Origin of the sequence: Caulobacter sp. BE264 (assembly GCF_031457805.1) — a bacterium.
Classification (GTDB): Bacteria; Pseudomonadota; Alphaproteobacteria; order Caulobacterales; family Caulobacteraceae; genus Caulobacter.
In genome coordinates, this window is the sequence record NZ_JAVDXI010000004.1 from 129,768 (window position 1) to 144,453 (window position 14,686).

The following is a 14,686-nucleotide window of genomic DNA, read 5'->3' on the forward strand; positions in this document are numbered from 1 at the left end:
CTAAACCGCTTCCCCGGCCTAGCCGGGGGAGTTCGCTGTCCATCATCCCCCCGATGGTCGCGAACGGAACGGGCGTGCTCCTCCCCCCCCCTGAGCCGCCCGTTCCACCTTCGCAGACGCGCCCGGCCTCCTCGAAACGGGGAGGTTTACTCTACTGTGATCACACTTACGCAATCGATTGAGTTAAACTCCGCGCAGGTATTGACTCGGAGTCGACTCATGTCGCCCTCGAAAGAAAGAGAGCAAGCGTTCCATCTGATGGGCATCGTCGTAGCGACGGTGCTGGCCATCACCGCCATCGTGCTGGCGGCCGCCTGCCCGCCGCAGGACCTGACGCCCGAGCGGGCTTGGACCTTTGCGGCCTCGAGCCACGGCGCGCTTTAAAGCGGCAGCTGCACGGTGCTCTTGACCTCTTCCAGCACGGCGTAGGTCCGCGTTTCACGAACGCCCGGCATCTTGACCAGGATGTCCCCCAGGAAACCGCGATAGGCTTCCATGTCCCGCACGCGGGCCTTGATCAGGTAGTCGAAGCCGCCGGCCACCATGTGGCACTCCAGGATCTCGGGCGCGCGGCGGACGGCGGCGCCAAACTCCTCGAACACGTCCCCGGTCGTGCGCTCCAGCACCACCTCCACGAAGATCAGCAGAGCCCGGTCGACCTTGGCCGGGTCCAGCAAGGCGGCGTAGCCGGTGATGAAACCGCGCTCGCGCAGTCGCCGGACGCGGTCGAAGGTGGCCGCCGGCGACAGATTGCAGCGCTTGGCGAGCTCGGCGTTGGTGATGCGGCCGTCGGCCTGCAGAACCTTCAACAGCCGGCGATCGGTGTCATCTAGAGCAGAAATGGCCATATTGCATTTTCACCGAAGAAGCTTCGAAAATTAAACAATACAAACGTAGCACATTCGGAGAATGCAGGGGTATACCCCGCATCGTTCCAGCGCCGCCTGGCGCCGCCCTCCTCCTCAAGGCGCCTGCGGAAACGGCCAGCCGCCGTAGCCTGGAACCGACGCGACGCTCGCCCTTCTCCCCCTAACCGGGCGTCGCGCTAGAGAGGAAGGGACGCGAGCGTCTCCCCCCCTGAACGCGTCCCTTCCTCCCTCCCCATTTCCCCTTATCTTCGTCTTTCGCGCGGACTTGCGCGCGCATCCGGCCTGCGCCCCGCCGTTCGCTGGAGCAGACGAACATTTTTCGCATTTCGGCCGAACAAGTTTCGCCCCTGCAGACCAACAAACGAAGCACCTTCCGTCAGAGCCGAGTTAGACCGACGATATACCAACAAGCGGAAACGACCATGACCGATTGGGACAGCCTCGACGTCGGCAAGTATCGCGACGAAGCCGCGGTGATCGCCGACCTGCTCGCCGCCAAGCCGCTCTCCAGCGAAGACCGTGCGGCCGTCCGCGCCGAGGCCGAGGCGCTGGTGCGCGGCGCCCGCCGCAGCGTTCGGAAACAGGGCGTGGTCGAAAGCTTCCTGCAGGAGTTCAGCCTGGGCACCCGCGAGGGCCTGGCCCTGATGTGTCTGGCCGAGGCGCTTCTCCGCACGCCCGACGACGACACCCGCGACAAGCTGATCGCCGAGAAGATCGGCTCGGCCGACTGGGCCTCGCACCTGGGCGGCTCCGACAGCCTGTTCGTCAACGCCTCGACCTGGGGCCTGATGCTGACCGGCAAGATCGTCGAGCCCGACGCCGAGGCCCAGAAGGACCTGCCGGGCTTCATCAAGAAGCTGGCCGGGCGCCTGGGCGAGCCGGTGATCCGCGCCGCCGTCGGCCAGGCCATCCGCATCATGGGCGAGCAGTTCGTCCTGGGCCGCACGATCGAGGCCGCCATCAAGCGCGCCGCCGCCGAAGGCGACATGTGCAGCTTCGACATGCTGGGCGAAGGCGCCCGCACCGCCGCCGACGCCGCGCGCTATGAAAAGTCGTACGCCGACGCGATCGAGACCGTCGGCAAGCTGTCGAACGGGGCCGGTCCCGAGGCCGGCCACGGCGTGTCGGTCAAGCTCTCGGCCCTGTGCCCGCGCTATGAAGCCACCCACGAAGACCGCGTCTGGGAAGAGCTCTATCCCCGCACTCTGCGCCTGGCGAAGATCGCCGCGCGCCACAACCTGAACTTCACCATCGACGCCGAAGAGGCCGACCGCCTGGCCCTGTCGCTGAAGCTGCTGGACAAGCTGTGCCGCGAGCCGGAGCTGGGCGACTGGAAGGGTCTGGGCCTCGCCGTCCAGGCCTATCAGAAGCGCTGCGGCGAGGTGATCGCGCGCCTGAAGGCCCTGTCGGAAGAGACCGGCCGTCGCCTGATGGTGCGTCTCGTCAAGGGCGCCTACTGGGACAGCGAGATCAAGCGCGCCCAGGTCGCCGGCCGCCCGGACTATCCGGTCTATACGACCAAGCCGGCCACGGACCTGTCGTACCTGGTCAACGCCAAGGCCCTGATCGACGCCGCCCCGCACCTCTACGCCCAGTTCGCCACCCACAACGCCCACACCCTGGCGGCCGTGGTCCGCATGGCCAAGAACGCGGGCGTGAAGATCGAACACCAGCGCCTGCACGGCATGGGCGAGGCGCTCTATAAGGCCGCCGACGACCTCTATGACGGGATCACCCTGCGGGCCTACGCCCCGGTGGGCGGTCACGAGGACCTCTTGCCCTACCTCGTCCGTCGCCTGCTGGAGAACGGCGCCAACACATCGTTCGTCCACGCCCTGCTGGACGAGCGCGTGCCGGTCGAGAAGGTCGTCACCGACCCGATCGACACGGTCGAGGCCCACCCCGACCGCCACGCCAAGATCCCGACGCCGATCCATGTCTATGGCGAGCGTCGCGTGAATAGCGCCGGCCTCGATCTTTCGGTGAAGGCTGACCGCGATCGCCTGAGCGCCGCTGTCGCCGCTCTGGACGGCGTGACCCTGTCGGCCGGCCCGCTGGTCGGCGGCAAGGTCGTGGCCGGCGGCGCGCCGCTGCCGGTGATCGCTCCCGCCGACGCGCAGAAGACGGTCGGCGTGGTCTCGGAAGCCCAGCCGCCGCAGATCGACGAGGCCTTCAAGCTGGCCCGCGCCGCGCAAGCCTCCTGGGACCGCGCCGGCGGCGTCGCCCGCGCCCAGGTGTTGCGCGCCATGGGCGACGCGCTGGAGGCCAATATCGAGCGCCTGATCGCCATCCTGTCGCGCGAGGCCGGCAAGACGCTGTCGGACGGCGTCGCCGAGGTCCGCGAGGCGGTCGACTTCTGCCGCTACTACGCGATGCTGGCCGAGGACCAGTTCGGCGAGGCCGAGATCCTCAAGGGCCCGGTCGGCGAGACCAACAGCCTGCGCCTGGCCGGGCGCGGCGTCTTTGTCTGCATCAGCCCGTGGAACTTCCCGCTGGCCATCTTCACCGGCCAGATCGCCGCGGCCCTGGCGGCCGGCAACGCCGTCTTGGCGAAGCCGGCCGAGCAGACGCCGCTGATCGCCTTCGAGGCGGTGAAGCTCTACCACGCCGCCGGCCTTGACCCGCGCCTGCTGGCCCTGCTGCCCGGTCGCGGCGAGACCGTCGGCGCGGCCCTGACCAGCCACGAGGGCCTGGATGGCGTCGCCTTCACCGGCGGCACCGACACGGCGTGGCGGATCAACCAGACCCTGGCCACGCGCCAGGGCCCGATCGTGCCGTTCATCGCCGAGACCGGCGGCCTGAACGGCATGTTCGTCGACACCACCGCCCAGCGAGAGCAGGTGATCGACGACGTGATCGTGTCGGCCTTCGGCTCGGCCGGTCAGCGCTGCTCGGCCCTGCGCCTGCTGTTCCTGCCGCAGGACACCGCCGACCACATCATCGACGGCCTCAAGGGCGCCATGGACGCGCTGGTGCTGGGCGATCCGGCCCTGGCCGTCACCGACGTCGGCCCGGTCATCGACGCCGAGGCCAAGGCCGCGCTCGACAAGCACCTGGAGCGCCTGACGCGCGAGGCCAAGGTGCTGCACGCGCTCTCAGCGCCCGGCGGCGGCACGTTCTTCGCGCCCGTCCTGGCCGAGATCCCGACCGCCGACTTCTTGGAGCGCGAGGTGTTCGGCCCCGTGCTGCACGTGGTGCGCTACAAGCCCGAGAACCTCGAAAAGGTCGCCGGCGCCCTGGCGGCCCGTCGTTATGGCCTGACGCTGGGGATCCATTCACGGATCGAGAGCTTCGCCGCCGACGTCCAGCGCCTGGTCCCGGCCGGCAACGCCTATGTGAACCGCTCGATGACCGGCGCGGTCGTCGGCGTCCAGCCGTTCGGCGGCGAGGGCCTGTCGGGCACCGGCCCCAAGGCCGGCGGCCCCCACGCCCTGCTCCGCTTCGCGGTCGAGCGCGCGGTCAGCGTCAACATCACCGCCCAGGGCGGCGACCCGGCGCTGCTGAACCTGTAACCCTTGACGCCATCGGCCATCGGCGGGACTCTCCGCCCATGGCCGATGGCTTCGACATTCATATCGATCAGGAGCAGGCCGCCCGGCTGAAGGTCCTGGCGGACCGCCTGGGCATGACCGTGACCGAGTACGCCGTGGCGTTGATCGACGCAGGCCTGACAGGCGCGGTTCCTAAAACAATCGATCCAGACCCGACCATCGACGAGGCTATCGCCGACGCCATCGAACGGGGCGACGAACCGGTCATCTCACGCGATGAATTCCGCGCTCACATACGTCGCGTAACTGCGGGCCTGGGTTGACCTTTACGGTTTCGGTATCCGCCAGAGCCAAGAGAAACTTCAACCGTCTCATCGTCTGGCTTTTCGAGCGTGACGCCCGGGCGGCGGCGAGACTGGGCCCACTTCTGGAAAGCGCCATCGATAGTTTGACTGAAGCGCCATCACGAGGCCGCCCGGTTGGTCCTACCACCCGCGAGATCAGCATACCTTTTGGTCAGAGCGCTTATGTGATGCGTTACCGTCTCAGCGGCTCCAACGTCTATGTCACCCGAATCTGGCATAGCCTTGAGCAGCGGTAGAAGTGAGTTGTTAGCGCTATCAGCACGCGGCATGGTGCGACCCGAGACCCCGTAGAGGTTCGTCGGAGGACGCCATGACCCTTTCCCGCCGCCACCTGATCGCCGCCGCAGCGGCCCTGCCTGCGATCGGCGCGGCTAAGCCCATCGGCGCGCCGAAGGGCTTCGTCACCGTCAAGGGCGGCCGACTGTATCTGGACGGCAAGCCCTATCGCTTCGCCGGGACCAATGTCTGGTACGCCGCCTGGCTGGGCGCGCCGGCCGGCTACGGCGACCTTGGCCGTCTGCGCCGCGAACTGGATCGCCTCAAGGCTATGGGCGTGACCAACCTGCGGATCCTGGGCGCGGGGGAGCAGTCTCCCGCCAAGGTGGCCATGGACCCGACCTTCCGCGGCCCGGGTGAGGACTATAACGCCGACCTGCTGAAAGGCCTCGACATCACCCTGGCCGAGATGGCCCAGCGCGACATGAAGGCGGTCATCTACGTCAACAATTTCTGGGACTGGTCAGGCGGCATGCCGGCCTATCTGAACTGGGTCGGCGACGGGCCCTGGTTCCAGCAGGGCGATCCCGCCCATCCGTGGCCTCAGTACGCGGACTATTCGGCGCGGTTCTACGCCAACCAGAAGGCCAACGCCCGCTTCCGCCACTATGTCACGAGCCTCGTCAGCCGGGTCAGCACCGTCACCGGCAAGCCCTATCGCGACGATCCGACGATCATGGCCTGGCAGCTGGCCAACGAGCCGCGCCCCGGCGGCTCAGACGCCTTCGGCAAGAGCAACATGCCCGCCTACCAGGCCTGGATCCGGGACACCGCCAGCCTGATCAAGCGCCTGGACAACCAGCACCTGGTCACCACCGGCAGTGAGGGGACCATGGGCTGCATGGGCCTTGAGTCCTGCGTCATCGACGCCCACGCCCCGCCGGTGATCGACTACATGACGATCCACATCTGGCCCAACAACTGGGGCTGGATCAGCATGACCGACCAGCCCTCGACCTATGAGGCCGGCGAGCAGAAGTGCCGAGACTATGTCGCCCAGCACATCGCTCTCGCCAAGCGCCTGAATAAGCCCCTGACCATCGAGGAGTTCGGCCTGATCCGCGACGGCCGCCAGTTTGCGCCCGGCTCGCCGACCACCTATCGCGACCGCTTCTACAAGACGATGCTGGATCTCGCCCTGGCCGACATGAAGGCCGGGGGGCCGACCGCCGGCGTCAACTTCTGGGCCTGGAACGGCGAGGGCCGCGCCCAGCAGCCGGACGCCTGGTTCAAGAAGGGCGACAAGAGCTATGTCGGCGATCCGCCCCAGGAGGAGCAGGGCCTGTTCGGCGTGTTCGACGCCGACGCCTCGACCCTAGCGGTGATCACTGCGCACGCCGCGGCGGTGAAGGCGCTGGTCTAGCCACCCGGCGATAAAGGGATTGTCACCGGTGTCACTCATGATACCGCTTCGGACCGCTCGTCAGAAAGCGCCGGAGGAAACCCGATGACCGCCACCCGCCGCACGCTGATCACCGGCGCCGCCGCCGTGGCCGCCTACGCCGCCCTGCCCCGCGCGGGCTTCGCGGGCGAGGCGCGCTCGCCCGTGGTGGCGACCACCAACGGCAAGGCGCGCGGCTACGTCCAGGACGGGGTCAGCGTCTTCAAGGGCCTGCGCTACGGCGCCGACACCGGCGGGGCGCGGCGGTTCATGCCGCCGGCCAAACCCGAGCCCTGGACCGACGTGAAAGACGCCCTCGCCTATGGTCCGGCCTCAATGCAGACCGGCAAGGGCGAGGAGGGCGAGGCCCTCTCGGAAGACTGCCTGTTCCTCAATGTCTGGACACCGGCCAAGGCCTCGCGGAAGGCGGGATTGGCCGATGGGGTCAAACGGCCGGTGATGGTCTACATCCACGGCGGCGCCTATAACGGCGGTTCGGGCGCCAGTCCCTGGTATGAAGGAACAAAGCTCGCCAAGCGCGGCGACGTCGTGGTGGTGACCGTGAACCACCGCCTGAACGCCTTCGGTTATCTGTATCTGGCGCGCCTGTTCAACGATCCGTCGGTCGCCGACAGCGGCAATGTCGGACAACTGGATCTGGTGCTGGCCCTGCAGTGGGTGCGCGACAATATCGCCAGGTTCGGCGGTGATCCCGACTGCGTCATGCTGTTTGGCCAGTCGGGCGGCGGGGCCAAGATCGCCACCCTGATGGCCATGCCGGCCGCCAAGGGCCTGTTCCATCGCGTCGCCACCATGAGCGGCCAGCAGGTCACGGTCGGCGGCCCGTTCAACGCGACCAAGCGCGCGAAAGCCTTCCTCGACAAGCTGGGGATCAAGGACCTGGCCGCTCTGCGCGCCCTGCCCGCCGCCGAGATGCTGGCGGGCCTTAAAGCGGTCGACCCGATCGCCGGGGCCGGCGGGGTCTATATGGGTCCGGTGCTGGACCAGCGGTCGCTGACCCGCCACCCGTTCTTCCCCGACGCCGCGCCCCAGAGCCTGTCGATCCCGATGATGGTCGGCAACACCCACGACGAGACCAAGGGCTTCATCGGCTGGGACGCCAAGGCCTTCCCCCAGACCTGGGACGAGGTGATCGCCCGCCTGCCCGGGCAGTTCGCCGCGCGCATCGACATCGATTCCGAGACGGTGGTGGCCTTCTACCGCCAGACCTATCCTAGCTATTCGCCGGCAGACGTCTTCTTCGCCGCCTCGACGGCGGGGCGCTCGTGGAAGGCGGCGATCATCCAGGATGAGGAGCGGGCCAAGGCCGGCGCGCCGGCCTACGCCTACCAGGTCAACTGGCGCTCGCCGATCCAAGGCGGGATCTTCGGCGCGCCGCACACTATCGACATCGGCCTGGTGTTCGGCACGCTGGACGCCAAGGGCTCGATCGTCGGGACGGGGCCGGAGTCGGTCGCGATGTCCAACACCATGAGCGACGCCTTCATCGCCTTCGCCCGCAGCGGCGATCCGAACGGCGGAAGCCTCCCCAAGTGGGAGCCCTACACCCTGCCCCGCCGCCAGACGATGGTGTTCGACACCGTCTCGCGGCTGGAGGACGACCCGCGCGGGGTCGAGCGCGAATTCTTCAACCGCGTGCCCTTCACTCAGTTTGGGACGTAGGCGCACAGCACGGCTTGAGCCGACGGATCAGCGTGCTCGAGCGAACACCCGCATCGCCTCGGCGAAATACGCCGTCAGGCCCGGCGCGATAGCTTCGTAGCGCGCGGTGAACTCCGGATTGTCCTCATAGAGATGCGCCAGGCCGGCGAAGGCGTCGGGCGTGGGCTCACGGTTCCAGGACCTCCCGATCCAGGACCAGTGCCGGCGCATGATCGCCGTCACGGGCTGGCTGTCGACGGGCAGGCCCTGGGTCAGGGCCTTGGCCAGATCGTGCTCGATCGCCTTGGCCTCTTCCTGGAACTGGGACCAGTCCTTCTTGCCCCAGTCCTTCATGCCGGCCTTGGCGTCAGCGATCCGCCGGACGGCCTCGTCGCCGTAGCGTTCGACCAGTTCAGCTTCGTATCCCGCCTGCTTCTTGGGGTCGAAGCCTTCGAAAAGCATCTTGTCATCCATCGTCTCGTCTCCTTCGAGGTCGGCGAGGGTGCGGTCGACGACGTCCACCAGCCGGGCGTAGCGCTCGGCCTCGGCCGCCAGCCGCGCGCGCTGGGCGCGCAGGGCGGCGGCCAGGTCGAACCCCGGCTGGTCCAAGGCGGCCTGGATGTCCTTCAGCGGCGTTTCCAAGGCGCGATGGAACAGGATTTGTTGCAGGCGCAGCAGGTCCTGGCGATCATAGTAGCGATAGCCGTTGGCCCCGACGGCGCGGGGCTTCAGCAGGCCAATGGCGTCATAATGGTGCAGCGCGCGCACCGAGACGCCCGAAAGCCTCGCCATCTGTTTGACCGTATAGACGCTCAACGCGACCTTCCCTCTCAATGACGAGAGCCATCAGGTCTGACGTGGCGTGAGGGTCAAGCGGCGGATTTGCGCTGTCAGGCCGCGCTCTTGGCCAGGGCCGCAGGCGCGCCGTCGGCGGCGGCCACAGGCTTTTCCATGAAGTCGGTGACCGCCGGTCCCTGAACGCGGACGACGCCGGCGGCCTTGCAGGCTTCAAGCTCCACGGGCGAGGTGACGTTCGCCACGCACTGCATCACGCCCTTGGCGGCATAGGCGGACTTGCGCTCGACGAACTTGAGGATCTGCTTGAGACGGTCATGCTCGGTCTCGCCCGACAGCACCAGGGTCACGCTCTCGAGAAGCTCCGGCGGCAGGCCCTGGACCGGGAAGGTCGGGTCGGTGATGCGAAGATCCATCGCCGCGAACGCGCCCGCCAGCAGGCTGCGCATCTGCTGCAGCATGCCGATCGAGGCCTCGCGCGGAGCGCCGTAGATCGACGCGGTCAGGCGGGGGCGCGCGTCCAGCGGATAGCGCGACAGGCGGGCCTTGTAGGACTCCTGCGAGGCGGGCGTGATCAGGTTCCAGAACCCGAACGAGGCCTGGATTTCGCCGAACGACGCGGTCTTCAGCGCGGCCTGGAGGTCGGTCAGCGCCACAAGGTCGCGCTTGAGCAGCTTGGTGTCATCCTCTGGCGGCGCCTCGACCAGATCGGCGCGCATGCCGATGGCGGAGCCGATGAAGACACCTTGGGACAGATCGTAGACGCCCCACCAGCCCGTGTCGGCCGGCCGCTCGGGGGTGACAACCTTGGCGGCGGCTGCGGTGGGCGATGCCGCGGGCGCGGGTTTGGCCGCGGGCTTGGCCTTGGCGGGCGGGGGCTCAACTTCAGCGGCCTTGGCCTTCTCGGCGGCGTAGACCTTGGCTTCCTCGCGCGTGGCCGGCATCGGCTTGATCGCGTCGGCGGTCACCACGTGGATCCGCCCCGGTTCGCCGCCATAGCCCTCGCCGGCCATCAGAGCGGCCAGTTCCTTTTGCGAGAGGGCCGAGAAGTGCAGCACCGCAGTTTCGTCGCCCTCGAAGGTCATCAAGGCGATCTGGCCGATAGGCCGGTTGGGAAACAGGGTCTTTTCCAGCTCGACCGCCAGGCCCTGCACTTCCGCCGGGTCCAGTTGCTCAGCGCGATGATCGGCCAGGACGAACGCCAGCGGTGCGACGGCGCCGCACTTGCGGGGCGCGCGCCACTTGGCCTTCAGAAACGCGTCCGCCACGCCCTGCGCCTTGTGCTTGGGCATATCGCCGGGGCGCATGTCGCCGTCGGCGGTGAACAGGATGCGAAGGCAGGCAATGGCCGTCATGCGCGCAGCATGCGCCGCCATTCCTCGACAAATCGTTAGGGCGGCGGTGGATTTCACACGCTTGCGGCTAAACGCCTCGCGCAGTCCTCCCCGCGCCACGCTCCAGAGGCGCACGCCGACCCAAGCCCTGAGCCTGGGGTCGCCCTCGAAGGTCCGCATGCACAGGTCCTGCTGGCCCTGTCGATCTTGGCCGGCGTGACGCGGTCAACGGAGACGCTCCGCGCGCCGTGCTCGATGCAAATGCGTAGAGACGCCTTCCAGCCATGGACGAGCATTCATGGCCAAGCTTTTGCGAAAGTGTTGTTACGCGAGCTTCGCGTCAGATTGGCGCGCGATCAGGCGAACGTCTCGCTGAGCCGGAACTCCAGGCGCTCGCGAATGGCCGGCCAGTCGTAATCGGTGATCGAGAAGACGGCGGTGTCACGGATATGGCCCGTCCAGGTGACCTTGTGGTTGCGCAGCACGCCCTCCTTCGTGGCGCCCAGCTTGCCGACGGCCGCCTGGCTGCGGGCGTTGCGGACGTCGACATTGAACTCGACCCGGATGGCGTCAGCCTTGTCGAAGGCGTGGCCCAGCATCAGGCGCTTGCTCTCGGGATTCACCGGGCCCGACCGCGCCTCGGGATTGAGAAAGGTCGCGCCGATCTCGAGACCGCGGTGCAGGCGCCGGATGTTCAGATAGCTGGAGGTCCCCACCACCTTGCCGTCGGCCAGGCGCCGGATGGCAAAGCCGATACGCTCGCCCCGGTCGGTCTCGCCCTGCAGCGCGCCCCAGAAATCTTCGAATCCTTCGCCACAGCCGTTGACCGACATGATCTCCCAGCTCTCGGGATCACAGTCGATGGCGGCCTTCAGTTCGTCGCGATGATCGACGGTGACGGGTTCGAGCCGGACGTAGCGGCCCTGCAGGATGTCGGCGGTCAGGTTCAGCATGGCGACGTTGTCGGCGATGATCGGCGTGAAGACAACCGAAAGCCGCGCGCTGGCCGATACCTACGTCGTCCTGCCCGCTTGCCGCCCGCGGAAAGCCGGTCTACAAATGCTTCAAACAACTGTTTGACACCGAAATAAGCGGGTAGAGGGAACGGCCATGGACTTCGACATTTCCCCCAAGCAACGCGCGTTCCTGGATCGCGTCACCGCGTTCATGGACGAGCACGTCTATCCGGCGATCCCGGCGTATGAGGCCGAGATGAACGTCCTGGGCGCCGAGCGCTGGAAAGTGGTTCAGGTCGTCGAGGACCTGAAGAAGAAGGCCAAGGCCGCGGGCCTGTGGAACTTCTTCATGCCGCCGCACAGCGGCCAGACCCATGTCGACGACACCTTCCAGTTCGAAGGCGTGCAGCTGACCAACCTGGAATACAGCCTGATCGCCGAACAGCTCGGCAAGGTCGGCTTTGCGTCGGAAGTGTTCAACTGCTCGGCGCCCGACACCGGCAACATGGAAGTGCTGATGCGCTACGGCACGCTGGCGCAGAAGGAAAAGTGGCTGCGCCCGCTGATGAACGGCGAGATCCGTTCGGCCTTCCTGATGACCGAGCCGGCGGTGGCCTCCTCGGACGCCACCAACATCGAGACCCGCATCGAGCGCGACGGCGACCACTATGTGATCAACGGCCGCAAGTGGTGGTCGTCGGGCGTGGGCGATCCGCGCTGCAAGGTCGCCATCGTCATGGGCAAGACCGATCCGGACAACCCCAGCCGCCACGCCCAGCAGAGCCAGGTCCTGGTGCCGCTGGACTCCCCGGGCATCGAGATCGTCCGCATGCTGCCGGTGTTCGGCTATGACGACGCCCCGCACGGCCATGCCGAGGTCATCCTCAAGGACGTGCGCGTGCCGATCGAGGACGCCCTGCTGCTGGGCGAGGGCCGCGGCTTCGAGATCGCCCAGGGGCGCCTCGGCCCCGGCCGTATCCACCACTGCATGCGCACCATCGGCACGGCGGAAGTCGCGCTGGAAAAGATGTGCCAGCGCCTGATGAGCCGCAAAGCCTTCGGCAAGTACGTCTCGGACCACTCGGTGTGGGAAGAGCGCGTCGCCGACGCCCGCATCGACATCGAGATGTGCCGCCTGCTCTGCCTGAAGGCCGCCGACATGATGGACAAGGCCGGCAACAAGTCGGCCCGTCTGGAGATCGCGATGATCAAGGTCGCCGCGCCGCGCCTGGCCCTGAAGATCATCGACGACGCCATCCAGGCCCACGGCGGCGGCGGCGTGACCACCGACTTTGGCCTCGCCAAGGCCTATGCCGGCATCCGCACCCTGCGTCTGGCCGATGGTCCGGACGAGGTGCACCAGCGCACGATCGCCCGCATGGAATACAGCAAGTACGGCGACCTGATGTACAAACAGAAGGCCGAGAAGGAAGCCGCCCTGCACGTGCCGGGGATTAGGTAGGGGAGCCCAGATGCTCCCCCGCAATGCGGGGGAGCTGTCACGGAGTGACTGAGGGGGCGCGCTGGACCTACACAGCGTACGCCCCCTCCGGCCCTCTGGGCCACCTCCCCCGCACCGCGGGGGAGGAACCTTCGCCGCAAAATCCGGGCGGACAGCGGCGCTGGCCTCGGCGATCTTCGCCCCATGACCCGTCCCGCCCGCCTCTTTATCGACCGCCTGCCCTCGCCGATCGGCGAGATCCTGCTCGTCACCGACGAGACCGGCCTGCTGCGCGCCGTCGACTTCCATGACTTCGAGCCCCGGATGCGGCGCCTGGCGCGGCTGCACTATGGCGATCTGGCCCTGGACACCGGGCCTGCGCCGACGGTGATCCGAACGGCTTTCACACACTACTTCGACGGGGCGACGAACGCCCTGACGGCCCTGGCCTGGAAGACGGGCGGCACGCCGTTCCAGCAGGCGGTGTGGAGGGCGCTGACAGAGATCCCCGCCGGCCGGACCATCCCCTATTCAGAGCTGGCGCGCCGCATCGGCAAGCCGCTGGCGATCCGGGCGGCGGGCGCGGCCAACGGGGCCAATCCGCTCAGCCTGGTCGCGCCCTGCCATCGGGTGATCGGGAGCAACGGCGCCCTCACCGGCTATGCCGGCGGCATCGACCGCAAGCGCTGGCTGCTGACGCACGAGGGCGCGCTTTAGCTTTCTGTTTTCGCGTCGTTTTTTGCGGAAAACCGGTTCCCACTTTTCCGCACGAGGCTTTAGGCCAGCCCCAGCGCGCCGCGCAGCACGACCTTGCCGATCTGGAACGACGGCAGGGCCAGGGTGACCCCGATCAGGACGTTGAACAGCAGCGCGCCGCGATTGTAGCGCCCGGCGTCGCCGTCCAGAGCCAAGGACACCGCCCGCCCCACCGCCGCGCCCAGCCAGGCAAGCGCCAGCGCCAGCGCCATGGCCGCGCCGATCCTCGGCTGATAGCCGAGATAAAGCGCCGCCACGCCGTGCGAGGCGATCAGCACCCCGCCCAGAGCGCGCCCCTCGGCGAACAGCGGCGGCTTGGGCGTGTCGTCACCTGCGAGACCTGCGGCCTCCAGCAGCGTGGCTGGCCGCGCCAGGATCATGCCGCCCAGGGTTCCGCCGATCACGCAGGCGATCACGGCCAGAAGCAGCGACAGGACGTAGCTCGACATCGGGTCTCCTAACAGCGATCAGGCTGGCGCGTGACAGACCGCCTCCACGTTCCGCCCGTCCGGGTCAAGAACGAAGGCGCCATAATAGTGGGGGTGATAATGAGGCCGGACCCCCGGGGGGCCGTTATCGCGGCCGCCCGCCGCCAGGGCCGCAGCATGGAAGGCGTCGACCTGGGCGCGGCTCGCCGCCAGGAAGGCCACATGCATGGGGCCGGTCACGGCCTCGCCCTGGCTGATCCAGAAGCTCGGCTTGCCCGCCTGGATGTCGCGGCGATCGGCGGTCGGGCCATAGCCGATGAAGGCCGTGCTCCCCGTCTCCTCGGCGCCGACGCTCATCACCACGGCGATCCCCAGCGGCGCGAACGCGGCGTCATAGAAGGCCTTGGAGATCTGGAGATCGCGCACCGTCACGCCCATATGGTCGATCATCGAAGCCGCTCCCGTTCCCTGCGCCGAAAAAACTTCATCCAGGGCGTCCTTGACTCCCCGAGGGCCGGCGCCTAACTCACCAGCGTCGTTAGCACTCGGAGGGAGCGACTGCTAACAGTCCCGCTCCCCGATGGCCGACGAAGTCTTATTTCAAACCGTTCCGACGGAGAACACCATGAAGTTTCGTCCCCTGGGCGACCGCGTCCTCGTGAAGCGCGTCGAAGAAGAAACCAAGACCAAGGGCGGGATCATCATCCCCGACACCGCCAAGGAAAAGCCGCAGGAAGGCGAAGTCGTCGCCGTCGGCCCCGGCGCGCGCAACGACAAGGGCGAAGTCGTCGCCCTGGACGTCAAGGCTGGCGACCGCATCCTGTTCGGCAAGTGGTCGGGCACCGAAGTGAAGGTCGACGGTCAGGACCTCCTGATCATGAAGGAAAGCGACGTCCTGGGCGTGGTCGAAGCCTAATCGGCTTCCCGCTCAC

Annotated in this window: 14 protein-coding genes and 2 pseudogenes; 9 read left to right on the forward strand and 7 right to left on the reverse strand. The window is 67.6% G+C overall.

Annotation, left to right across the window (positions count from 1 at the left end; translation table 11 throughout):
* Positions 1-219: 219 nt before the first annotated feature.
* Positions 220-384 carry a hypothetical protein gene (locus tag J2X45_RS11225; protein WP_310214662.1) on the forward strand — a complete coding sequence of 55 codons (165 nt, stop codon included), beginning with the start codon at positions 220-222 and terminating at the stop codon, positions 382-384.
* Here the strand turns inward: J2X45_RS11225 and J2X45_RS11230 are convergent.
* A complete protein-coding gene (locus tag J2X45_RS11230; RefSeq protein ID WP_096052310.1) occupies positions 381-848 on the reverse strand; it encodes an Lrp/AsnC ligand binding domain-containing protein in 468 nt (155 codons plus the stop codon). The two genes, J2X45_RS11225 and J2X45_RS11230, sit on opposite strands and share 4 nt — an antisense overlap.
* Positions 849-1,291: 443 nt before the next feature.
* Here J2X45_RS11230 and putA point away from each other — a divergent pair, with 443 nt between their 5' ends.
* The 5 genes from putA to J2X45_RS11255 all read left to right on the forward strand — a co-directional run bounded on the left by putA (position 1,292) and on the right by J2X45_RS11255 (position 8,065).
* Positions 1,292-4,381, forward strand: a complete 3,090-nt coding sequence (gene putA, locus J2X45_RS11235; protein WP_404980048.1) for a bifunctional proline dehydrogenase/L-glutamate gamma-semialdehyde dehydrogenase PutA — start codon at positions 1,292-1,294, stop codon at positions 4,379-4,381.
* Positions 4,382-4,419: 38 nt separating this feature from the next.
* Positions 4,420-4,683, forward strand: a complete 264-nt coding sequence (locus J2X45_RS11240) for an antitoxin (protein ID WP_310214664.1) — start codon at positions 4,420-4,422, stop codon at positions 4,681-4,683.
* Positions 4,680-4,961, forward strand: a complete 282-nt coding sequence (locus J2X45_RS11245; RefSeq protein ID WP_310214666.1) for a type II toxin-antitoxin system RelE/ParE family toxin — start codon at positions 4,680-4,682, stop codon at positions 4,959-4,961. The genes J2X45_RS11240 and J2X45_RS11245 overlap by 4 nt, the downstream gene beginning before the upstream one ends.
* A 74-nt stretch (positions 4,962-5,035) precedes the next feature.
* Positions 5,036-6,364: a cellulase family glycosylhydrolase gene (locus J2X45_RS11250; RefSeq protein ID WP_310214668.1), complete on the forward strand. Its 1,329-nt coding sequence runs from the start codon at positions 5,036-5,038 to the stop codon at positions 6,362-6,364.
* Positions 6,365-6,448: 84 nt separating this feature from the next.
* Entirely contained in the window at positions 6,449-8,065 is a 1,617-nt protein-coding gene (locus tag J2X45_RS11255) for a carboxylesterase/lipase family protein (RefSeq protein WP_310214669.1), read from the forward strand.
* A gap of 27 nt (positions 8,066-8,092) precedes the next feature.
* Here J2X45_RS11255 and J2X45_RS11260 read toward each other — a convergent pair whose 3' ends face one another.
* From J2X45_RS11260 to J2X45_RS11275, 4 genes and pseudogenes are all read right to left on the reverse strand, one after another.
* Positions 8,093-8,860 carry a MerR family transcriptional regulator gene (locus tag J2X45_RS11260; protein ID WP_310214671.1) on the reverse strand — a complete coding sequence of 256 codons (768 nt, stop codon included), beginning with the start codon at positions 8,858-8,860 and terminating at the stop codon, positions 8,093-8,095.
* 74 nt (positions 8,861-8,934) lie between these two features.
* Positions 8,935-10,194, reverse strand: coding sequence for a hypothetical protein (locus tag J2X45_RS11265; RefSeq protein ID WP_310215292.1), 1,260 nt, complete (start codon positions 10,192-10,194; stop codon positions 8,935-8,937).
* A 75-nt stretch (positions 10,195-10,269) separates the two neighbouring features.
* Positions 10,270-10,344: pseudogene (locus J2X45_RS11270) on the reverse strand (hypothetical protein); the annotation flags it as partial.
* 185 nt (positions 10,345-10,529) lie between these two features.
* A complete protein-coding gene (locus J2X45_RS11275; protein WP_310214673.1) occupies positions 10,530-11,126 on the reverse strand; it encodes a GNAT family protein in 597 nt (198 codons plus the stop codon).
* A 157-nt stretch (positions 11,127-11,283) separates the two neighbouring features.
* On the opposite strand from J2X45_RS11275, the gene J2X45_RS11280 reads away from it, so the two are divergent.
* Both J2X45_RS11280 and J2X45_RS11285 read left to right on the forward strand, forming a co-directional pair.
* Positions 11,284-12,591 (forward strand): acyl-CoA dehydrogenase family protein, encoded by a 1,308-nt coding sequence (locus J2X45_RS11280; RefSeq protein WP_310214675.1) that lies wholly within the window; start codon positions 11,284-11,286, stop codon positions 12,589-12,591.
* A 61-nt stretch (positions 12,592-12,652) separates the two neighbouring features.
* Positions 12,653-13,287 (forward strand): annotated as a pseudogene (locus tag J2X45_RS11285) (methylated-DNA--[protein]-cysteine S-methyltransferase).
* A 59-nt stretch (positions 13,288-13,346) separates the two neighbouring features.
* Here the strand turns inward: J2X45_RS11285 and J2X45_RS11290 are convergent.
* Both J2X45_RS11290 and J2X45_RS11295 read right to left on the reverse strand, forming a co-directional pair.
* Positions 13,347-13,775, reverse strand: coding sequence for a DUF4345 family protein (locus tag J2X45_RS11290; RefSeq protein WP_310214680.1), 429 nt, complete (start codon positions 13,773-13,775; stop codon positions 13,347-13,349).
* A gap of 18 nt (positions 13,776-13,793) precedes the next feature.
* Positions 13,794-14,204 carry a VOC family protein gene (locus tag J2X45_RS11295; RefSeq protein ID WP_310214681.1) on the reverse strand — a complete coding sequence of 137 codons (411 nt, stop codon included), beginning with the start codon at positions 14,202-14,204 and terminating at the stop codon, positions 13,794-13,796.
* 175 nt (positions 14,205-14,379) lie between these two features.
* On the opposite strand from J2X45_RS11295, the gene groES reads away from it, so the two are divergent.
* Positions 14,380-14,670, forward strand: coding sequence for a co-chaperone GroES (gene groES, locus J2X45_RS11300; protein ID WP_013080760.1), 291 nt, complete (start codon positions 14,380-14,382; stop codon positions 14,668-14,670).
* Positions 14,671-14,686 lie beyond the last annotated feature (16 nt).

Excerpts from the sequence above, each read along its gene's own strand:
- J2X45_RS11225 (WP_310214662.1), top strand. The coding sequence starts at position 220 with ATGTCGCCCTCGAAAGAAAGAGAGCAAGCGTTCCATCTGATGGGCATC.
- J2X45_RS11230 (WP_096052310.1), bottom strand. The coding sequence starts at position 848 with ATGGCCATTTCTGCTCTAGATGACACCGATCGCCGGCTGTTGAAGGTT.
- putA (WP_404980048.1), top strand. The coding sequence starts at position 1,292 with ATGACCGATTGGGACAGCCTCGACGTCGGCAAGTATCGCGACGAAGCC.
- J2X45_RS11240 (WP_310214664.1), top strand. The coding sequence starts at position 4,420 with ATGGCCGATGGCTTCGACATTCATATCGATCAGGAGCAGGCCGCCCGG.
- J2X45_RS11250 (WP_310214668.1), top strand. The coding sequence starts at position 5,036 with ATGACCCTTTCCCGCCGCCACCTGATCGCCGCCGCAGCGGCCCTGCCT.
- J2X45_RS11255 (WP_310214669.1), top strand. The coding sequence starts at position 6,449 with ATGACCGCCACCCGCCGCACGCTGATCACCGGCGCCGCCGCCGTGGCC.
- J2X45_RS11265 (WP_310215292.1), bottom strand. The coding sequence starts at position 10,194 with ATGACGGCCATTGCCTGCCTTCGCATCCTGTTCACCGCCGACGGCGAC.
- J2X45_RS11275 (WP_310214673.1), bottom strand. The coding sequence starts at position 11,126 with ATGCTGAACCTGACCGCCGACATCCTGCAGGGCCGCTACGTCCGGCTC.
- J2X45_RS11280 (WP_310214675.1), top strand. The coding sequence starts at position 11,284 with ATGGACTTCGACATTTCCCCCAAGCAACGCGCGTTCCTGGATCGCGTC.
- J2X45_RS11290 (WP_310214680.1), bottom strand. The coding sequence starts at position 13,775 with ATGTCGAGCTACGTCCTGTCGCTGCTTCTGGCCGTGATCGCCTGCGTG.
- J2X45_RS11295 (WP_310214681.1), bottom strand. The coding sequence starts at position 14,204 with ATGATCGACCATATGGGCGTGACGGTGCGCGATCTCCAGATCTCCAAG.
- groES (WP_013080760.1), top strand. The coding sequence starts at position 14,380 with ATGAAGTTTCGTCCCCTGGGCGACCGCGTCCTCGTGAAGCGCGTCGAA.